The organism is Rhodococcus sp. MS16 (assembly GCF_013277795.1).
Taxonomy (GTDB): domain Bacteria; phylum Actinomycetota; class Actinomycetes; order Mycobacteriales; family Mycobacteriaceae; genus Rhodococcus_F; species Rhodococcus_F globerula.
The window spans coordinates 274,068-294,886 of record NZ_VBTM01000014.1 but is presented as its reverse complement, the minus strand read 5'-3'; the positions used below and the strand labels follow the sequence as shown (position 1 = coordinate 294,886).

16 protein-coding genes are annotated in these 20,819 nt (G+C 63.3%); 12 read left to right on the top strand and 4 right to left on the bottom strand.

Annotated elements, in window-relative coordinates; genetic code table 11:
- The first annotated feature begins 2 nt into the window (after positions 1-2).
- The gene (locus FEZ60_RS26680) at positions 3-1,361 is read left to right on the top strand and encodes an FAD-linked oxidase C-terminal domain-containing protein (protein ID WP_172937455.1); all 1,359 of its coding nucleotides are present in this window, start codon (positions 3-5) and stop codon (positions 1,359-1,361) included.
- A gap of 164 nt (positions 1,362-1,525) precedes the next feature.
- Here FEZ60_RS26680 and FEZ60_RS26675 read toward each other — a convergent pair whose 3' ends face one another.
- Entirely contained in the window at positions 1,526-2,269 is a 744-nt protein-coding gene (locus FEZ60_RS26675; RefSeq protein WP_172937454.1) for a hypothetical protein, read from the bottom strand.
- 149 nt (positions 2,270-2,418) lie between these two features.
- On the opposite strand from FEZ60_RS26675, the gene FEZ60_RS26670 reads away from it, so the two are divergent.
- The 4 genes from FEZ60_RS26670 (at position 2,419) to FEZ60_RS26655 (ending at position 5,925) form a co-directional block, all read left to right on the top strand.
- Positions 2,419-2,565, top strand: coding sequence for a hypothetical protein (locus tag FEZ60_RS26670; protein ID WP_172937453.1), 147 nt, complete (start codon positions 2,419-2,421; stop codon positions 2,563-2,565).
- Between the two features lie 10 nt (positions 2,566-2,575).
- The gene (locus FEZ60_RS26665; protein ID WP_045069544.1) at positions 2,576-4,006 is read left to right on the top strand and encodes an MFS transporter; all 1,431 of its coding nucleotides are present in this window, start codon (positions 2,576-2,578) and stop codon (positions 4,004-4,006) included.
- 73 nt (positions 4,007-4,079) lie between these two features.
- Positions 4,080-4,607 carry a carboxymuconolactone decarboxylase family protein gene (locus FEZ60_RS26660; RefSeq protein ID WP_045069541.1) on the top strand — a complete coding sequence of 176 codons (528 nt, stop codon included), beginning with the start codon at positions 4,080-4,082 and terminating at the stop codon, positions 4,605-4,607.
- A complete protein-coding gene (locus FEZ60_RS26655; protein ID WP_172937452.1) occupies positions 4,591-5,925 on the top strand; it encodes an MFS transporter in 1,335 nt (444 codons plus the stop codon). The genes FEZ60_RS26660 and FEZ60_RS26655 overlap by 17 nt, the downstream gene beginning before the upstream one ends.
- Before the next feature lie 15 nt (positions 5,926-5,940).
- Here the strand turns inward: FEZ60_RS26655 and FEZ60_RS26650 are convergent, their stop codons facing one another.
- Both FEZ60_RS26650 and FEZ60_RS26645 read right to left on the bottom strand, forming a co-directional pair.
- Positions 5,941-7,425, bottom strand: a complete 1,485-nt coding sequence (locus FEZ60_RS26650) for a DHA2 family efflux MFS transporter permease subunit (protein WP_033236711.1) — start codon at positions 7,423-7,425, stop codon at positions 5,941-5,943.
- Between the two features lie 2 nt (positions 7,426-7,427).
- Positions 7,428-8,051 (bottom strand): PadR family transcriptional regulator, encoded by a 624-nt coding sequence (locus tag FEZ60_RS26645; RefSeq protein WP_172937451.1) that lies wholly within the window; start codon positions 8,049-8,051, stop codon positions 7,428-7,430.
- Positions 8,052-8,178: 127 nt separating this feature from the next.
- Here FEZ60_RS26645 and FEZ60_RS26640 point away from each other — a divergent pair, with 127 nt between their 5' ends.
- Both FEZ60_RS26640 and FEZ60_RS26635 read left to right on the top strand, forming a co-directional pair.
- Positions 8,179-8,880, top strand: a complete 702-nt coding sequence (locus tag FEZ60_RS26640) for a GNAT family acetyltransferase (protein WP_172937450.1) — start codon at positions 8,179-8,181, stop codon at positions 8,878-8,880.
- Positions 8,881-8,905: 25 nt separating this feature from the next.
- Complete coding sequence (locus FEZ60_RS26635) at positions 8,906-9,931, top strand: glutathione S-transferase C-terminal domain-containing protein (RefSeq protein ID WP_033236708.1); 1,026 nt, start codon at positions 8,906-8,908, stop codon at positions 9,929-9,931.
- A gap of 19 nt (positions 9,932-9,950) precedes the next feature.
- Here the strand turns inward: FEZ60_RS26635 and FEZ60_RS26630 are convergent, their stop codons facing one another.
- Positions 9,951-10,319, bottom strand: coding sequence for a VOC family protein (locus tag FEZ60_RS26630; RefSeq protein WP_172937482.1), 369 nt, complete (start codon positions 10,317-10,319; stop codon positions 9,951-9,953).
- A 146-nt stretch (positions 10,320-10,465) separates the two neighbouring features.
- Here FEZ60_RS26630 and FEZ60_RS26625 point away from each other — a divergent pair, with 146 nt between their 5' ends.
- The 5 genes from FEZ60_RS26625 to FEZ60_RS26605 all read left to right on the top strand — a co-directional run bounded on the left by FEZ60_RS26625 (position 10,466) and on the right by FEZ60_RS26605 (position 20,802).
- Positions 10,466-11,224 (top strand): hypothetical protein, encoded by a 759-nt coding sequence (locus tag FEZ60_RS26625; protein WP_045069533.1) that lies wholly within the window; start codon positions 10,466-10,468, stop codon positions 11,222-11,224.
- Positions 11,225-11,278: 54 nt separating this feature from the next.
- Positions 11,279-12,319, top strand: a complete 1,041-nt coding sequence (locus FEZ60_RS26620; protein ID WP_172937449.1) for an ATP-binding cassette domain-containing protein — start codon at positions 11,279-11,281, stop codon at positions 12,317-12,319.
- Entirely contained in the window at positions 12,316-13,089 is a 774-nt protein-coding gene (locus FEZ60_RS26615; protein ID WP_172937448.1) for an ABC transporter permease, read from the top strand. Before FEZ60_RS26620 ends, FEZ60_RS26615 begins: the two co-directional genes overlap by 4 nt.
- Before the next feature lie 41 nt (positions 13,090-13,130).
- On the top strand, positions 13,131-16,880 hold the full coding sequence (locus tag FEZ60_RS26610; RefSeq protein WP_172937447.1) for an ABC transporter ATP-binding protein: 3,750 nt from the start codon (positions 13,131-13,133) through the stop codon (positions 16,878-16,880).
- Between the two features lie 169 nt (positions 16,881-17,049).
- Entirely contained in the window at positions 17,050-20,802 is a 3,753-nt protein-coding gene (locus FEZ60_RS26605) for a multifunctional oxoglutarate decarboxylase/oxoglutarate dehydrogenase thiamine pyrophosphate-binding subunit/dihydrolipoyllysine-residue succinyltransferase subunit (RefSeq protein WP_033236703.1), read from the top strand.
- Positions 20,803-20,819 lie beyond the last annotated feature (17 nt).

Here is a 20,819-nt window from a genome sequence, read left to right as displayed (position 1 = left end):
GAGTGGACGGTCTGAGAAAAGCGCTTGCCGACGTTGTGGGACAACGGTTCGTCACCGACGATCCCGATGTTCTGCGCTCCCGCTCGGTCGATCACACGGGCAGATACAGTGGACGTGCCCAGGCCCTGGTCCGCCCGGCCGACACCGCCGAAGTAGCCGCAGCACTGAACGTCTGCCGACAATTCGGCGCACCCGTCACCGTGCAGGGTGGACGCACCGGACTTGTCGCCGGAACCGTGCCCGAACACGACGACGTCCTGCTCTCCACCGAGCGCCTCACGACGATCGGCGAGGTCGACGCCGCCGCGGGGAGGATCACCGTCGACGCGGGAGTGACACTCGCACAAGTACATTCCGCTGCTGCCCATGCCGGACTGAAGTTCGGCGTCGATATCGCGTCGCGTGATACCGCGACAATCGGCGGTATGGCTGCCACCAACGCTGGTGGGCTGCACACGGTTCGATACGGCAACATGGCCGAGCAGGTCACCGGACTCGAAGTTGTTCTTCCAGACGGCACCACCGTGCGCCGTGAGGTTGCCGTCCGCGTCGACAACTCCGGCTACAACCTGCCGGCGCTCTGGGTGGGCAGCGAGGGAACTCTCGGGGTGATCACACGCGTCGACCTGGCACTTCACCCCGTGCCGAGACACCGCGTCACAACACTCACCGGGTTCGATTCACTGGGCGCCGTTGTCGACGCGGGACGCATTCTGCGCACCGTCGGCGGCGTCGACGCGCTTGAACTACTCGACGGCCGCGGATTGGAACTTGCTGCGAACCGACTTGGCGCCGGCGTTCCGACGGGACGCCGATGGTATCTGCTGGCAGAGGTATCCGGCGCCCACGACCCTTCCGAAGACGTGAGCGCAATCATGGACCGGATCAATCCACCGGATGCGCCCGCCGTAGCGCTCGACACGGCCGGTTCGGCCCGATTATGGTCTGCACGTGAATGTTTCGCAGAAGTCGTAGGATTGTTCGGACCACCTCTCAAGTTCGACGCGGCACTCCCCCTTGACACACTGGCGGCATTCGCGGACTCGGCGGTCGACGTTGTCGCAGAATACGCACCGGAAGCGATCCCGATCCTGTTCGGTCATGTGGCCGAAGGAAACATCCATCTGAACGTCCTGAATTGCCCCGACGCCGACGCCGTCTACCTCCGTATTCTCGAACTGGTGCGTCACTACGGCGGAAATATCAGTTCCGAACACGGAGTCGGCTCGCTCAAACGCAATTACCTCGACATGGCGCTCACGCCGGAGGACATCGGCGCGATGTGGGCAATCAAGCGAGCCTTCGATCCGGACGACTTTCTCAATCGTGCAGTGATGTTTCCCGACTCCCTTCGGCGCTGACAACTAGACGCTGTGAACCTTTCGGCTTTGGTTGTCCTGCAGGGCAGTCAGCGCGCACCTTGCCGCACAGCGTGCCGCGGCGAGAACCACAGGATGCCTGGCTACCGTCCACGCCCGTCTGGCAATTGACGGGGCAGTCTCATTCTGCATGTCGGCGTTCGAGTTCAGTGCCCGTGGTGAGCGTGTGCGTGCTCTGACACGGGCGCGGTCGCATTGTCGGCAGTCAGAGTGAATTCGGCCGTACGCACCACTCCGTCGTGTTTGAAGTCCAAGAACAATCGGTAATCCTCAGCGCTCGACATGGTGGCGTAGAAGGTGATTGCCGGTCCGGCCGGGGTAACACCGTCACCGGGATGGCCGTCCGGGTGGACGTGGAGATACGCGAGGTCGGAGGCTCGCAGCGCAACCAGATGCCCATAGGCGGCAAGGTAGGGCTGCAAGTCTGTGACCGGGTGACCGCCTCGGCTGACCGAGAGCGTGAGCTTCGATGTCTGGCCGGCGTGGGCTGCGCCGTCGAGGGAGACGATGTAGCCGTCGACCGTCGTGGTGGCGGCCGCAGCAGGCAACGGCCGGGGGTCATAGGCGCCGGAAACGTGTACATCCGCACTCAGCGTGATTCCGTCGCCACCGTCAGGAGTGAAGTCAGCGAAGACCCGATACTCCCCTGCATGCGCGAAATCTACTGAAACATGCCAGGTTCCAGACGCGTCCAGTTCGGGATGCACGTGCTGGAATCCGGTCAGGTCGCGGCCGACCACGATCAGATGTAGCTGCTTGTCGTGAGTATCCGTGTACCGGATCAACGGAGATCCGGTCGCATCCACGATCCGGAACTGCAGGGGTACGCGACTGCCGACGGCCGCCTCCGACGTTGCCAATTCCAATGTGTAGCCGTTTTCGCTGAACATCTTGCCCTCCAAAGGTTGGGTCGACAGCACTTCCGTTGCCGTCTGTGCAAGGTTCCGCTCTCGCCGAACCTATTGCAATTTTTACCATACCCCCCTAGGGTATGCAACGAACAAAACAAATCACCCCGAATTCACTCGAAGGAGATCCGATGCGCACCTACGCCGAGCGCCGGCCGATCGAGTTCGAAAAGCGCATTATTTCCGGGCATTTCATCGATCCGCAGCCCCGATGTCGCGACGCCTCGACTATGACACTCCCAGACCTCGCAAACATCACATATACCCCGTACCCGTAAGGAAACTAGAATGTCCACACAACCTAGATCCACCCGTAAGTGGTGGGCGTTGGCGTTGATCGCCGCCGCTCAGTTCATGGTCATCATGGACACCTCGATCATCGGTGTCGCTCTCCCCCAGATGCAGAGCGATCTCGGCTTCTCCCAGGAAGGCCTGACCTGGGTCTTCAATGCCTACGTCATCGCCTTCGGCGGGCTGCTCCTCCTCGGCGGGCGTCTGTCGGATCTGTTCGGCGCGCGCCGAGTGTTCACCGCCGGTTGGCTGATCCTGCTGATCGGTTCCGTCGTCGCCGGTGCCGCCGGCAACGTCGCCGTCGAACTTGCCGGTCGCGCAGTTCAGGGTGCCGGAGCAGCACTCATCGCGCCGTCGGCGCTCACCTTGCTGATGATGCTGTTCGGCAGCACGCAAAAGGAGATGACCAAGGCGCTGTCCATCTACGGTGCCGCGGCGCCGGCCGGCGGTACTGCCGGAGTGTTCCTCGGCGGCGCCATAACCGAATACGCCAGCTGGCCTTGGGTTTTCTATCTGAACATCCCCATCGCAGTCATCGCATTGATCGCTACGCCCATCCTGATGCCGAATGCACCGGCACGCACCGGATCGATCGACTTCCTCGGCGCACTGGCGGTCACCGCAGGCCTCGCCGTCGGAGTCTTCGGCATCGTCAGAGCACCTGACGTCGGTTGGGGATCCGGGCAGACGTGGCTTGCGCTCGCCGTCTCGGCCGCATTGTTGGGCGCATTCGTGTTGATCCAGTCCAAGCGTCGGGAACCACTGGTGCGGCTGGGAATCTTCAAGGCGCCCAACCTCGGTGCCGCGAACGTCGCTCAGCTCGTCCTCGGCGCGGCCTGGATACCGATGTGGTTCTTCCTGAACCTGTACCTGCAGCAAGTGCTCGGATACAGCGCCTTCCCCGCCGGCGCGGCTCTGCTGCCGATGACGATCTTCGTCATGCTCGGCATGATCGTCGTCGCGCCACGGGCCATGGCGCGGTTCGGTGCAAAAGCAATGATCGTCGCCGGTTTGCTGGTGCTGGGAATCGGATTGGGGTGGATGTCGTTGATCCGGCCCACCGGTAACTTCTGGGTCGACGTGCTGCCGGCATCGTTGGTGGCCGCGGCCGGTATGACGCTGGCGTTCATTCCTTCACTGGGTACGGCGATTTCGGCCGCGCGCCCGGAAGAAGGCGGATTGGCTTCGGGCATCGTCAATGTCAGTTACCAGGTCGGCTCGGCTGTCGGTCTCGCGGTGATGACTGCGATTGCAGCGGTGTTCGGCGCCGATCAACTCGGCAATCCGACCGAGCTGACGAACGGGTTCTCCGCAGTGTTCTTCGGTGCCGCCGTCATCGCAGTGGTGGGCGCAGCAATCACCGCGGTCGTGATGCGGTCGACCAAGGTCGAAGAGCCTGAAACCGTTCACTCCACCGTCAATTCTTGACCAACTCCGGTGGTGGGTTCGGCCGGCGATCACCGGCCGAACCCACCACCGGCGGAACGACTTAGGACTCATTATGTCGCGCCTTGCATCTCTCACACCGGCCACCGCTGTCGGTGCATCGAAAGACCTTCTCGCCGAACTCGTCAACCGTCACGGACAGGTCGGTGACATGGTCGCCGCGATGGCTCATTCGCCCGCCGTACTGGGTGGCTATCTGCAACTCAGCCGGGCAATGAAGCGAGCGAAACTCAGCCGCAAGATCACCGAGCGAATCTCGATCGCCGTGCAGGTCCAGCAAGGTTGCGCTGTTTGCCTCGAAGCCCACGTTGCCGCCGCCCACGCCAACGGCGTCGAATGGGACGAGATCGAGCGTGCCCGCACGGGCACATCGGCCGATCCCGCCATCACGGCAATGATCGACCTCGGACTTCGCGTCTATCGGGAGCCTGCCTCGATTTCCGATGAACACATCGCGGGCCTTCGGGCGTACGGCTACGGTGATCGCGAGATCGCCGATGTAGTCGGGATCGTCGCCCTCAACGTCCTGACCGGAGCTTTCAATCTTGTCGCGGGAGTGAAACCAGATGAACCGGACCGCTAGAACCGCACCGGAACGGAACAGCCTGCGTCTGTTCGCGATTCGCGACTACCGCCTACTCTTCAGCGCCCAGATCATCGCACTGTTCGGCACTGGGTTGGCGACGGTGGCACTCGGCCTGCTCGCGTATGACTTGGCGGGACCGTCCGCAGGGGCGGTGCTCGCCACCGCGTTGACGATCAAGATGTCCCTGTACGTCCTGATCGCCCCACTCGCGGCGGCGTACGTCGACCGATTGCCGAGACGGGCTTTCCTCGTCGCACTCGATGTCATTCGCGCGTCGGTGGTGATCGCGTTGCCCTTCGTCAGCGAGATCTGGCACATCTACGTGCTGGTGGGTGTTCTCCAAGCTGCGTCGGCAGCGTTCACACCCACATTCCAGGCGGTCATCCCGGACATCGTGACCGACGAGGCCGATTTCACCCGCGCACTGTCGGCATCGCAGGTCGCTTACACGATGGAAAGCCTGCTCAGCCCTGTTCTCGCAGCGGTAGCGCTGTCCTTCATGACGTTCAACCTGCTCTTTGTCGCCACCGCCGTGGGCTTTGCCGTCTCCGCGCTGCTCGTGCTGGCCACCCGAATCCCCAACGCCCGTCCCAGCACTCACCGAAACGCGTGGGACCGGATCGCGTCGGGAGTGCGGATCTTCGTGACCACGCCGCGACTGCGCGGCATCATGGCACTCAATCTCGTGGTGGCAGCAGCGGGCTCGATCGTCGTGGTCAACACCGTCAACTACGTCCGCGACCAACTCGGCGGAACCCAATCCGACGTGGCCTGGATGCTGGCCGCATCGGGTAGCGGTACGTTGCTGACCGCGCTGGCTCTTCCCCGCGTCCTCGACCGAACCGCCGAACGCACCGTGATGACAGCAGGTTCCGTCGTCCTGGTCTTCAGCGCAAGTGCGGCAGCGTCCCTCGCCGTTGCCGGTGTGTTCACGTGGATTCTCACCGCCGCGGTGTGGGCGCTCATCGGCGCCGGGATGGCCATGATCGTCACCCCGACCGGAAAGGTGCTTCGACGGTCAGTAGACCCCGCAGGTATTCCGGAAGTGTTCGCAGCCCAATTCTCCCTGTCGCACCTCGCCTGGCTGTTCACCTATCCGATTGCCGGATGGGTTGGCACCAGCGCGGGATTCGCGCTCACCTGGAGCATCCTCGCAGCCCTTGCCGCGGTGGGAGCCGCCTCGGGATGGGTGCTGTGGCCTCGCGAGGCGAGCACCGAAATGCCCGCCCCGTCGACCGCCGGTGCAACGCACGACGCTACACAAGGAGAATGCACCTTGGCCGCAACCCAGTGCGCCTGCGCTCGCCCCATCTGAGCCGGGACGACTTTCTCAATCCTTCAGTGATGTTTCCCGACTCGCTTCGGCGCTGACAGCCATCGCCGTGTCATGAGCGTCGCCGCGCTGCGGCCGTTCGAAGCACACCGACGCCACGAATCCGACGAGGAGTACCGCGGCCGGGAGCCACACGGACTGCGACATCGCGGTGCTGAACGGTTCGCGGACTACCTCGGGCAGATGTCCGACGCCGGCTTCGGAACTGCCGCCGGTGAGGCCCTGTGCAGCCAACCTCGCGGTGATCAACGCGCCGATCGCGGCGCTACCGAGAACCGCACCCACCTGGCGTGTGGTGTTGTAGACACCGGCTCCGGCACCCGCTTGCAGGGGCGGCAGATTGTGCGTGGCTGTGGCGGCCAGCGGCGACCAGATGCACGCATTCGCGAATCCGATGAGGCCGATCGGCAGCAACAGCTCCCAAATCGCGACATCGGGGGTCATCACCATCGCCAGCCAACCCAGTGCGATGGCAAACAACGCGAAGCCGGTTCCGGCAATGTAGCGAGGGTGCGTCTTGTCGACGAGTTTGCCGACGATCGGCGCAAAAATACCCGTCAGCACGGCCATCGGAACGAGCAGCAGTGCCGATTGTGTCGGCGAGAGTCCGCGTACCGCCTGGGTGTAGAACATCAGCGGCAGCACCATCGACGTGATGGCAAAGCCCATTGCTGTGATGGCGACGTTGGCGAGTGAGAAGTTGCGATCCTTGAAGAGTCCGAGCGGCAGCAGTGGTTCGTTCTTGTTGCGTGACTGGTAGAAGACGAACACGACGAGCAGCAGCACGCCCGCGCCGATCAGGCTCCACACAAATCCGTTCCAGTCGTACGAGCTTCCCTCCTGGATTCCGAACACCAGCAGGAACATGCCCGCTGCACTGAGAATCACCCCGGGGATGTCGAATTTGTGTTCGCTCGTGGGCAGCGACGGAACCAGCTTCCACGCCAGCAGGAAGGCAATCACACCAACCGGGACGTTGACGATGAAGATCCATTCCCAGCCGAGATTGTCGACCAGAACGCCACCGGCGAGCGGTCCGACCAGGGTGGCAACACCGGCAACGGCGCCCCACAGACCCATGGCCGCGCCGCGCTTGTTCGGCGCAAAGGTACGGGTGATGACGGCCATCGTCTGCGGCGTCATCATCGCGGCACCAAAGCCCTGGAAAGCCCTTGCAACGATGAGAAGTTCGACGCTGCCGGACAAACCGCACCACAATGAAGCGGCGGTGAACAGGACGAGTCCGATCATGTACAGGTTCTTGGGCCCGAACCGATCACCCAGTCGGCCCGTAACCAGTAGCGGCACAGCGTAAGCCAGAAGGTAGGCGCTCGTTACCCAGACCACCTTGTTGATGTCGGTTCCGAGGTCCTCCATGATCGCCGGATTGGCCACCGCAACGATCGTGCTGTCCACGAGAATCATGAAGAACCCGATACACAGCGCCCATAGCGCGTGCCAGGGATTGACCTGCTTTTCCATCTTCAGTCCTTAGATAGTGTGGACGAGCCTGCTGAGCCGGCCAGCCGGTCGAGAAGTTCTTGTGAGAGCCAGGGCATTTCGCCGCTCTCGATGTCTGTCACCAACACGCCGATCCACTCTCGTTCGGCGACGGTCAGTGCGTGGGCGTAATCGGCGCCCACCGTGAAGATTCGTGGCTTTTCCGCGGCCTTCAACGCTTCGTAGTCGGCCTCGAATTTCGCGATCGTCTCGTCGAGATGCGCGAGACGTATCCGGAGCATCTGACACGCAGTTGCGGCGGACAGGTTATGCATTTCTGCGAGCGCAAGAGGCAGGCGCGGATACTCCCGGACCGGAACCGCCAACATCTCACGCAATTGGTGCTCGAGGGCGCTCCGGCCTCGATCGGTGATCTCGTACGTCGTCCGCTCCGGCCGATTGCCTTCACGATCCGTCCCGATCGAAGCGAGCAGTTCCTGCTTTTCCAGCCTGGAAACCGTGTGATAAAGCGAGCCCGGCTTGATTTTCACCAACTGGTCCCCTCGGCGGACCGAGGCGAGTTGATACATCTCGTACGGGTGCATCGAACGCTCGGACAGCAGGCCCAGAACGGTGATTCCCAAGGGCGTCAATGAGACGTCACCCATGAGATCCCCCTTCCTGACAAGCCGCAATTGACGATTTCTTGACTATTCCACCCGAAATAGTCCACATGGAATATACGACGCGGGGCCATCTCGATCAACCCACCCGAGCCGGACTAGCGTGTAGCGAGTGGACGACCATCATCTCGACATCATCCGACTCGCGTGGGCCCGAGAACTGGGCTTGGGCGACTCCGCATTGCGTCCGGCGCATACCGCGCGAGTCGACGACGATCACAACGATCTGATCCACGTACTGCAACTCGCCGAGGCAGCAGCCGTCGTCGGACCTCGATGGTTCACGCTGCGCACCGCGAACGAGGACGCCGCCTCACTGCTCGAACCGACCCGACTTCTCGAACTCACCAAGGATCACGGCGGCCGACTCACATCGCATACCGAGCTCGCATTCCTTCCCGACTACACGGATCACACACCCGCAGAACAACTTCTGATCAGCCGCGAGCGATCCGACGCAATGAGCGTGGCCAGATCCTGCCCACCCGACGACGTCACAGTTGCCGATCTGAGCGCCATGGACCAGTGGTTCACAGCACTCGGGGATGATCACCAACCCCTCGCTTGCGCGGCCTACCGCGAGTTCCAAGGATTCGTCGCGGATCTCACGGTGCTCACCGATCCCGCGCAGCGGCGGCGCGGTTTGGCTTGCGGAACAGTCTTTCTCGCCGCCGAAGACGCTCTCGACGCCGGATTGATACCGCAACTCCGCATCCCGAGCGGACATCTCGGCGGCGCTGCAATCGCACGCGCACTCGATTTCACCGTCCTGGGAATACACACCACGGCGCAGGTCCAACGACGTATTGTGTAGAGACACGCGATCGAGAGGAATCTCCATGAACGCGGATAATTCTGCAACATTTGTCGAAGAAGGCCGCGAATTCACTCGCGACACCAACTACATCGCCGCACGTATCACCGAGGACGGCCGCGACGGATATCCCGTCGAACCGAATCGCTATCGATTAATTGTCGCGCGCGCCTGCCCATGGGCGAACCGCGCCATCATTGTCCGCCGGCTCCTCGGTCTGGAAGACGTTCTGTCGATGGGAATCTGCGGACCGGTCCACGACAAACGCAGTTGGACTTTTGATCTCGACCCCGGCGGCGTCGATCCGGTTCTGAAAATCCCCCGACTCCAGGACGCATATTTTGCCCGCGACCCCAATTACTCGCGCGGCATCACGGTGCCGGCGATGGTGGAGATCGCGACCGGCAAGGTCGTCACAAACAACTTCCCGCAGATCACACTGGATCTGTCCACCGAGTGGAAGAAGTACCACCGAGAAGGGGCACCGGATCTGTATCCGGAGGCTCTCCGCACCGAAATCGACGATGTTGCAGAACAAGTGTTCCGCGACGTCAACAACGGTGTCTATCGCTGCGGCTTTGCCGGATCCCAGGAAGCCTACGACAAGGCATACGACCAACTGTTCGCGCGACTGGACTGGCTGACGGAACGCCTTGCACGGCAACGTTTCCTAGTCGGCGACACCATTACCGAAGCGGACGTCCGACTGTTCACTACGCTAGCCCGATTCGATCCCGTCTACCACGGCCACTTCAAGTGCAACAGAAGCAAACTCACCGAGATGCCGGTGCTGTGGGACTATGCCCGTGACCTCTTCCAGACCCCCGGGTTCGGCGACACCATCGACTTCACCCAGATCAAGCAGCACTATTACATCGTCCATTCCGACGTCAATCCCAGCCAGATCGTTCCCAAGGGACCCGAACTGACGCACTGGCTCGAACCACATGGCCGCGAACAACTCGGCGGCCGGCCGTTCGGAGACGGCACACCGCCACATCCCCCGATCCCGAGCGAAGTAGTGCCGCAAGAACATTGGGCGACACGGTAACCCGAGATCGGGTAAAGAACTACTCCCCGCCGTACGTTCCGAAACTCCAGAACACGCCCTCAGGATCACGACAGGTGAAACCGCGCGAACCGTAATCTTCGTCGCGAAGACCCTGCGTGATCACGGCACCGGCGGCAACAGCCCGATCGTGGAGGCCGTCGGCATCGTCGACAACGATGTACACAGAACCCACTCCCGGCGGTAGACCGGCAATCGACGAATCGGCACGGGGCGAACCCAGCATGATCCCACCACCACCGGGCCAGTCGAGCTGAGCATGCGCAACGACGTCACCGTCGGCGTACAGCGCTTTCTCCACAAAGCCGAAGGCCTTCACAAGAAAATCGACAGCCGCTCGGGCATCGGCATACACCAGCGTCGGCCACACTACGGTTCCCACAGCAGTCCCCTTCCCTCTAGTACTACACAGCACAAGCCTATGGCGCAGGCCGCCTGCTCCGCTGTAAAACTTCACCTATCCTCGACAGCGAAGTTCACCGATTGCAGAGTGGACACCTGTGGAGGGGCAGAGCGATGGCCAAGTCGATCGACAACGCAAGCAGCAACGACGCCGGGCGGGTCGAGAAAATCCTCATCTCGGTACTCGACAACGGCAGCCGCCTCCAGGCGCCGGCCGTCGCCAAATACGTGGAGCACGTCAGGCACTCGCATCCGGACGAGTCTCCGGCCCAGATCATCGATCGACTCGAGAAGATGTTTCTCCTGGCCGTCACAGGAAGCGGCAGCGCGGTCGGCGCCACAGCCGCAATCCCCGGCGTCGGAACTGTGGCATCGATCGCCGCGGTCGGCGCGGAGTCGGCATTCTTCCTCGAAGCATCGGCACTTCTCACTCTGGCAGTCGCGTCGGTCCACGGAATCTCCATCGAGAACCACCAACAACGACGCGCCCTCGTCCTCGCTGTCGCCCTCGGCGAATCCGGCATGGAAATCGTCCAGAAGGTCACCGGGGTCACCGCCAAGAACTGGGGCACCGCGATCACCAGCAAAATCCCGAGTTCCACGATGCGCGGAATGAACAGCACGCTGGTCCGCAAGTTCGTGATGAAATACGCCGCAAAGCGAAGCGCACTCATACTCGGCAAGCTGGTCCCCGCCGGGATCGGCGCGGTCATCGGTGGCGCAGGCAACCGCGTCATCGGTAAGGGCGTCGTCAAGAATGCGCGCGACGCCTTTGGCCCGGCCCCGGTGCGCTGGACCGATCACCTCGTCATACTCCCCGAGGACGACTTCGCGCCCGATCCCGCCACCACCACTCGGGTACTCCGCGGATAACAGCCGAGAACGTAGGCTCGACACAACACAACGTCCGTCGACGCGGGAGCATCTTTGACCAGTAGTGCACCGGGGCGGGTCTCCGCGCCCATCGAAGTTCGCGGTTTGACCAAGACGTTCAAAGCGGCACGGGCGGTCAACGACCTGAGCTTCGACGTCCACGCCGGCTCGATCACCGGCTTGCTCGGCCCCTCAGGCGCCGGAAAAACCACGACTCTGCGCATGCTGCTCGGTTTAGTGACGCCCAGCGATGGATCCGCGACGATCAACGGTCTCCCCATCTCGAAATTGGCATCGCCCGCCCGGACTGTGGGTGCCGTCCTCGACACACGTGGCCTCCATCCAGCGCGGACGGCGCGCGCTCACCTCGACATCTACGCTGCCGCGATCGGCCTGCCCGCCCAGCGAGCGACACAGGTTCTCGCGGCAGTCGGACTCAGTTCGGCGTCCGACCGGAGAACCGGACTTTTCTCATTGGGAATGCAGCAACGGCTCGCACTTGCCACCGCGCTGCTCGGGAACCCGGAAATCCTGGTGCTCGACCAACCCACCCACGGACTCGACCCCGAAGGCACGGCCTGGTTACAGCAGTTCTTGACGACGTTTGCCGAGTCCGGGCGGACCGTGCTGATCACGGGCCAGGCGCTGCGCGAGGTGGAACCCGTCGTGGACAACCTGGTGCTTCTGAGCGCCGGTTCTCTGGTCTACGACGGCAGTGTCGAGGCCCTCCGCGCATCACATCGGAGTCGACTGATGGTCTCGTGCTCCAACCCCGCGCTGTTCGCGACGGCGCTGGCCGCCCGCGGGATCACGGCGGCCACGATCGCACCGGACGGCCGACTCGCCGTCAGCGGTACCGACAGCGACGCACTTGCTCCGGTTGCGGCAGCCTCCGGCGTCACGATCTTCAGTGTCGTCGCTGATCACGCGGATCTCGAGCAACTGTTCGTGGCCATGACCACACCGCACTATGCCACCGGCCATCCCGGATACGGTCCGCCATCCAGCCATTACGGCCCGCCATCCGGTCACTACAGTCCACCGTCGGGCTACTACGGTCCCACCGCCTACGGACCGTCGGGAGGCCACCGGTGACGACGCTCGCACAAGCAGAAATCAAGAAGGTCCTCTCGCTGCGCTATTGGTGGGCACTCGCTGTGGCACCAGTCGTTGTTGCGCTCGCGGCCGCGTCGTTCACTCGTCCGATTGTCGAGGCCATTGCCGAGCGAGCCGACACCGCGTTCGACGTGAATCTCGTGTCCACTGCCATCGCGGTTGGCGGACCCACCACCATCGCCCTCGTCTTTGCGGCGTTGTTCGGTGCAACCGCCGCGGGCAACGAATTCACCTACGCCACATTCACCACGACATTCCTCACCGCCCGCGGACGCGACGCGGTGTTGGCCGCCAAATTGGGTGTTGTTGCCGCATTCGCGGTCGGATACGCACTGGTAGTGCAGGTCGTTGCCGTCGGCGCGATGATCCTGTTCACTCGCGACTTCAGCTTCACCGCGGATCTGTTTGCGATCTGCGGCGTCGGAATAGTCGCCTGCGCGCTGTGGGCACTGATCGGTGCAGGCGTCACACTGCTCGCCGGCTCACAAGTGGTCGGCATGCTGTCCGTGGTCGGCTGGTTCGTCTTCGGTGAATGGATTCTGCGAGCCTTGGCCTTTGCCGTCGGTGCCGACGGTATCGGCAAGGCACTGCCGGTGTCGGCCACCCTCGGAGTGCTGGTCAATGCCGCGCCTTCGATCGACATCGACGTGTTGAGTTCCTGGCCGGGTGCAGCGATGATCCTCGCCGCATGGGTCGTCGCACTCGTCGGGGGCGGCTGGCTGCGCACCAGGATGCGCGACATCACCTGAGTGATCAAGCGTGTCTGCCCCCGGGTCTACCGTGGATCGAGATGAACACGATCGCTGACAACCCGGGGTGGATACGCCGACTGGTCCATGCCTGCTGGCTGCACCGCCGGCTGGCAATCGGCGCGCTCACCGTGACGGTGGTCGCCGCAACCATCGACATTTCCTTCCCACTGCTCACCCGCTATGCCCTCGATGCGGCCGGTGAGCAGAACGCCGGCACCGTCATCACACTCACCGCACTTGCCATCGCCGGCTTGGCGATCGTGCGCTTCGCCTGCCAGTACGGCCGACGAATGCTGGCCGGTCGTCTCTCACTCGACGTCCAGCACGACTTGCGACTCGCGTTGCTCGGTTCCTTGCAGCGACTCGACGGCCGCGGGCAGGACGACATCCGCACCGGGCAGGTCGTCTCGCGCTCGATCTCCGATCTGCAACTCGTGCAGGGTCTGCTCGCGATGGTCCCGATGTCCGCCGGCGCCCTGCTGCAATTTGTGCTGGCCATCGGCATCATGACGTGGCTCTCGCCCCTGCTCACCCTCATCGCGCTGGCGATCATCCCCGCTGTCGGGCTTGTGGTCTTCCTGATGCGACCGACCCTCTACGCCGCCACCTGGTCGGCGCAGCAGCGCGCCGCCGACCTCGCCCAGCACGTCGAGGAAACCGTCACCGGGGTTCGGGTGGTGAAGGGATTCGGGCAAGAAGAACGAGCAATCGATCAACTCGAGAAACACGGCCGAACGCTCTATGGCGAACGGATGCGCGTCGCCCGGATCAACTCCCGTTTCACGCCGACGATGGCCGCACTACCCCAACTGGGACAGGTGGCAGTGATCGCTGTCGGTGGCTATCTTGCACTCCACGGCCAGATCACCATCGGTACTTTCCTCGCGTTCGCGACCTACATCGTGACGATGACCGCGGTCACGCGCACGCTGTCCTCCGTCGTGGTGATGGCACAACTCGCCCGCGCTGCCGTCGAACGCGTCTACGACGTAATCGGCGCGGGGCCCGACATCGCCGAACCCGACCATCCGCTCGATCTCCCCGACGGACCGCTCGGGGTCACGTTCGACGACGTCACTTTCGGCTTCGATTCCGACCGCCGTGTCTTGTCCGGTCTCGACCTGCAGATCAAACCAGGCGAGACCGTCGCCGTCGTCGGACCAGCCGGTTCGGGAAAAACAGCACTGTCGCTGCTGCTCCCCCGCTTCTACGCGCCCGAGTCCGGGACCATCAGTCTCGACAGCGCCGACGCGTCGCTGCCGATCAGCGAACTTCGCAGCGAGCAACTCCGCGCTGCAATCGGCCTGGCCTTCGACGAGCCGTTCCTGTTCTCCGACACCGTCGCCGCCAACATCGCCCTAGGCCGCGCGGACGCGTCCGCCGACGACATCCGCGCAGCGGCCGCAATGGCCCACGCCGACGAGTTCATCGAGGCGCTTCCGGACGGTTACGACACCGTTGTCGGTGAACGCGGTCTGACGCTCTCAGGCGGGCAACGTCAGCGCATCGCGCTCGCGCGCGCCCTACTCGTGAACCCTCGAATCCTCATCCTCGACGACGCCACCTCGGCCGTCGATGCTGCCACCGAAGCGGTGATCTTCGACGCGTTCCGGGCCAGGCGGAGGCAGACAACTCTCATCCTTGCGCACCGCCGATCGACCCTGACCCTGGCTGATCGAATTGCCGTCCTCGACCAGGGGCGGATCATCGACTCCGGGACGGTCGACGAGTTGGAAGCGCGGTGCCCACTGTTTCGGGCCCTTTTCGCCACCTCGAGCGATGAGCCGGCAGCCATCGACCCTGCACTTACCGACATCGAACCATTCGATCCAGACCACTCCGAACCCACTGCCGAGCAACTGTGGCCTGCGGTATCGCCTGCCGATTCGGCAGGTGCGGCCGGTGCTCTGGCCATCACGCCGTCGTTGGAGGCTGCGCTCGACGCGTTGCCACCGCTGCGCGAGGCTCCGACCACCGACACCGCACAACTTCGCGAGTCCGATCCGCAGTTCTCACTTCTACGGATACTCCGTCCAGTTCGCTGGATTCTGGCGGCAGTCGTCGTGTGCCTGACTCTTGATTCCGCTGCGACGATTGCCTTCCCGTCACTGGTTCGGTACGCCATCGACCACGGGGTTGTCGACAAGAACTCAGGGACTCTCACCGTCGCGGCGATACTGGGCGCGCTGCTGGTGGTGGCGGGCTGGGCGATAGTCGCTGTGATGACGGTCCTCACCGCCCGAGCGGGCGAGCGGGTCCTGTTCGGGCTACGTATCCGCAGCTACGCACACCTGCAGAGGCTTGGTCTCGACTACTACGAGCGCGAACTGTCCGGGCGGATCATGACCCGGATGACCACGGACGTCGACGCACTGTCGTCATTCATCCAGACCGGAATGTCGACCGCAATCGTGAGTGTCCTGACGATAGGCGGCATCGCGATCGCCCTCCTCGTCACCGATGTGACCCTGGCGTTGGTGGCGCTCGCCGTCATTCCGCCGCTCATCATCTCGACCCTGATCTTCCGAAAGTTCTCCGCAGTGGCGTACAGCCAGTCCCGCGAGCGGATCTCCATGGTCAACGCGGATTTCCAGGAGAACATCACCGGGTTGCGGGCAGCGCAGGCCTACCGCCGGGAAGAGGGCGCGGCACGCCGATTTGCCGAGCGCGCCGAAAGCTACCGCCGGTCACGGATGCGTTCACAGCGGGCAATTTCGCTGTACTTCCCGTTCATCGCGTTTCTCTCCGATCTCGCGCTTGCGGGTGTGGTCTTCGTCGGAGCCCGTCAGGTGTCCGACGGCTCGACGTCCGCGGGTGTTCTGATCGCCTTTGTTCTGTACCTCGGCTTGTTGTTCGGACCGATTCAGCAACTCTCACAGGTGTTCGACGGTTACCAACAGGCAAACGTCGGGCTCAAGCGAATCGGGGATCTTCTCCGGACGCCCAGTTCCATCGAAACAGCCGACTCCGCGGACCTGATCTCCCTCGACGGACACCTGGACGGCGACGTTCATCTGCGGGATGTCGGCTTTCGATATTCCGGCGCCGAGGTCGACGCCCTCACCGATATCGACCTACACATCCCTGCCGGAACAACCGTGGCGCTGGTCGGACGGACGGGCGCCGGGAAGTCGACGGTGGTCAAACTTCTGGCCAGATTCTACGATCCGACCAGCGGATCAGTGCAGGTCGACGGCACCGACATCCGTGATTTTCACCTATCGCAGTACCGCCACAGGTTGGGCGTCGTACCGCAGGAAGCGCATCTGTTCACCGGCAGCGTCGCGGAGAACATCGCCTTCGGTAGACCTGACGCGTCGAATGTCGATATCGAGCAGGCCGCACGCGCCGTCGGTGCACTGCGCGCGATCGCCGACATGCGCGGCGGCATGAATCATCCGGTCGGGGAACGCGGGCAAGGACTGTCGGCCGGACAGCGACAGCTCATCGCACTCGCGCGCGCCGAGTTGGTCGACCCGGACCTCCTGCTGCTCGACGAAGCGACCGCGACGCTTGATCCCGCGACCGAGAAAATGGTCCTCGAAGCAAGTCGGTCGGTCACCCGGAAAAGGACCTCGATCGTTGTTGCACACCGCCTCGCGACGGCCGCACGTGCCGACCTGATTGTCGTAGTTGACCGGGGACGTATCGTTGAATACGGCCCGCACGCGCTCCTGCGGTATGCCAATGGTCACTACTCGAGACTCTGGGATGCATCTAGGGCGCGCGAAGGGAATAATCTGTCAGCGAGAACTGTCGTCGAAGGTAACCCCGTCGCACGGCAGTAGTGACAGATTTGTACCGCCGAGTGGCGTCGCGAAGTCGAAAGATTACGCGCCGCCGTGAGACAGATCACAAATTGTGTGCCGCACAATTGCTGGTCACACGCTCGGGCTAATCTCATGTATATAGGCGCTCTGATCGGGTACCGAAATAGAAACGAGGCGAACACCTGCCGTGAGCAGCAGTTCTACATCCCAATTCGGACAGAACCAGTGGCTGGTTGACGAGATGTACCAACGCTTCCAGGACGATCCGTCGTCCGTGGATCCGAGTTGGCACGAATTCTTGACCGATTACTCGCCGGAGTCGGCGAACACGGGGGGTGGAAACGGAACTGCCACGAACGGCAACGCAGCCGCCCCCGCCGCTGTGCGCACTCCGCCTGCTGCTCCTAAGGCCGCTCCGCCCGCACCCCCGGCTCCACCGAAGGCCGCTGCGCCCGCGGCCAAGCCCGCCGCAGCGCCCGCGGCCAAGCCCGCCGCAGCGCCTGCGGCCAAGCCCGCCCCGGCCGCCAAGGCCGCTCCCGCGAAGCCGGCTCCGGCCGGCGGCGCGGAAGAGACGAAGGTTCTTCGCGGCGCGGCAGCCGCAGTAGTCAAGAACATGTCGGCCTCGCTCGAGATCCCGACCGCTACCAGCGTTCGCGCGATCCCCGCGAAGCTGATGTTCGACAACCGCATCGTCATCAACAACCACCTCGCGCGCACTCGCGGCGGCAAGATCTCGTTCACCCACCTGCTGGGCTACGCGATCATCCAGGCCGTCAACGCGTTCCCCAACATGAACCGCCACTTCGCCGAGATCAACGGCAAGCCGCATGCGGTCACCCCCGAGCACACCAATCTCGGACTGGCGATCGATCTTCCCGGTAAGGACGGCAACCGCTCACTGGTCGTCGCCGCTATCCGGAACACCGAGGCGATGAACTTCGTCCAGTTCCACGCCGCGTACGAGGACATCGTCCGCCGCGCCCGTGAAGGCAAGCTCACCGGCGAAGACTTCACCGGCGTCACCATCTCGTTGACCAACCCGGGCGGCATCGGCACGGTTCACTCCGTCCCCCGCCTGATGAAGGGCCAGGGTGCCATCATCGGTGCCGGCGCGATGGAGTACCCCGCCGAGTTCCAGGGCGCAAGCGACGAGAAGCTGGCCGAGATGGGCGTCGGCAAGCTGATGACGCTCACGTCGACGTACGACCACCGCATCATCCAGGGTGCCGAATCGGGCGATTTCCTTCGCACGATCCACAACCTGCTGATCAGCGACGAGTTCTACGACGAGATCTTCCACGCACTCGGCAACCCGTACGAGCCGGTTCGCTGGCGCAAGGACGTGCCGGAAGGCGCGGTCGACAAGAACACCCGCGTTCTCGAACTGATCGCGGCCTACCGTGACCGCGGCCACCTCATGGCCGATACGGACCCCTTGCAGTTCGTCAAGGACAAGTTCCACAGCCACCCCGACCTCGACGTCATCAGCCACGGCTTGACGCTGTGGGATCTGGACCGTGAGTTCAAGGTCGGCGGCTTCCACGGCAAAGAGAAGATGAAGCTGCGCGACGTGCTCAGCGTGCTTCGCGACGCGTACTGCCGCCACGTCGGTGTCGAGTACACGCACATCCTCGAGACGGATCAGCGTCAGTGGATCCAGGATCGCGTCGAAGGACATCACGCTAAGCCGACGGTTGCTCAGCAGAAGTACATCCTGAGCAAGCTCAACGCTGCCGAGGCTTTCGAGACCTTCCTGCAGACCAAGTACGTCGGTCAGAAGCGCTTCTCGCTCGAGGGTGCCGAGACCGTCATTCCGATGATGGACGCCGTCATCGACCAGGCTGCCGAGCATCAGCTCGACGAGGTTGTCATCGGCATGCCGCACCGCGGTCGCCTCAACGTGCTGGCCAACATCGTCGGCAAGCCGTACTCGAAGATCTTCACCGAGTTCGAGGGCAACATGAACCCGGCCGCCGCTCACGGCTCCGGCGACGTGAAGTACCACCTCGGCGCTTCGGGCACCTACATCCAGATGTTCGGTGACAACGACATCGCCGTGTCCCTGACGGCCAACCCGTCGCACCTCGAGGCCGTCGACCCGGTTCTCGAAGGCCTGGTTCGCGCCAAGCAGGACATCCTCGACAAGGGCGAAGAGGGCTTCACCGTTCTCCCGCTCATGCTTCACGGTGACGCGGCATTTGCCGGTCAGGGTGTTGTCGCGGAAACGTTGAACCTCTCGCTGCTGCGCGGATACCGCACCGGCGGCACCGTGCACATCGTCGTGAACAACCAGGTCGGTTTCACCACCGCACCGGAGCACTCACGCTCGTCCGAGTACTGCACGGACGTCGCGAAGATGATCGCCGCACCGGTATTCCACGTCAACGGCGACGACCCCGAGGCATGTGTCTGGGTTGCTCAGCTGGCTGTCGACTTCCGTGAGAAGTTCGGCAAGGACGTTGTCATCGACCTCATCTGCTACCGCCGCCGCGGTCACAACGAGGGCGACGACCCGTCGATGACCCAGCCGGCGATGTACGACGTCATCGACACCAAGCGCAGCGTTCGTAAGAGCTACACCGAGTCCCTCATCGGTCGCGGTGACATCTCGCTCAAGGAAGCCGAAGACGCACTTCGCGACTACCAGGGCCAGCTCGAACGGGTCTTCAACGAGGTCCGTGAGCTCGAGAAGTTCCAGCCCGAACCGTCGGAGTCCGTCGAACTCGACCAGACTCCCCCGGCTCGCCTCACGACGGCTGTTGCTCCCGACGTTCTCGAGCGCATCGGCGACGCGTTTGTCAACGTTCCGGAGGGCTTCACCACCCACCCGCGTGTCAAGCCTGTCGCGGAGAAGCGACGCGAAATGGCCCGCGAGGGTCACGTCGACTGGGCGTTCGCCGAGTTGCTCGCGTTCGGTTCGCTGGCCGAGCAGGGCGCACTGATTCGCCTTGCGGGTCAGGACTCCAAGCGTGGAACGTTCACGCAGCGTCACTCTGTGCTGATCGACCGGAAGACCGGCAACGAGTACAGCCCGATCGCCGAGATCGCTGCCAACGCCGGCAACGGTGGCAAGTTCATGGTCTACGACTCCGCACTCACCGAGTACGCGGGTCTGGGCTTCGAATACGGCTACTCCGTGGGCAACCCGGACGCTCTTGTGCTGTGGGAAGCGCAGTTCGGTGACTTCGTCAACGGCGCGCAGACCATCATCGACGAGTTCATCAGCTCGGGTGAAGCCAAGTGGGGTCAGCTCTCCGACGTCGTGCTGCTTCTGCCGCACGGCCACGAAGGACAGGGCCCCGACCACACGTCCGGCCGCATCGAGCGTTTCCTCCAGCTGTGCGCCGAGGGTTCGATGACGGTTGCCGTTCCGTCCACCCCGGCAAGCTACTTCCACTTGCTGCGTCGCCATCACCTCGACGGCATCCGCCGCCCGCTGGTGGTCTTCACGCCCAAGTCGATGCTGCGTAACAAGGCTGCGGTCAGCAACGTCGAAGACTTCACCACCGGCAAGTTCCGGTCTGTCTTCGAAGAGCCGAACATCGAGAGCGGCGAAGAGTCGCGCGATCAGGTCAAGCGCGTTCTGCTGGTCAGCGGCAAGCTGTACTGGGAGCTCCTGGCGAAGAAGCACAAGGACAACCGCAACGACGTCGCCATCGTGCGCGTCGAGCAGCTGTACCCGGTGCCGAAGCGTCGCCTGCAGGAAACCTTGGACCGGTACCCGAATGCAACCGAGTACCGCTGGGTTCAGGAAGAGCCGGCCAACCAGGGCGCATGGCCGTTCCTCGGCCTGGCTCTGCCGGAACTCCTGCCCGGCACGTTGAGCGGTATCCGTCGCATCTCGCGTCGTTCGATGTCTGCACCTTCCTCGGGTTCGAGCAAGGTTCACGCCGTCGAGCAGCAGGAAATCCTCGACGAGGCATTCCTGCCGACCAACTGATTTCTTGAAGTAGGGGC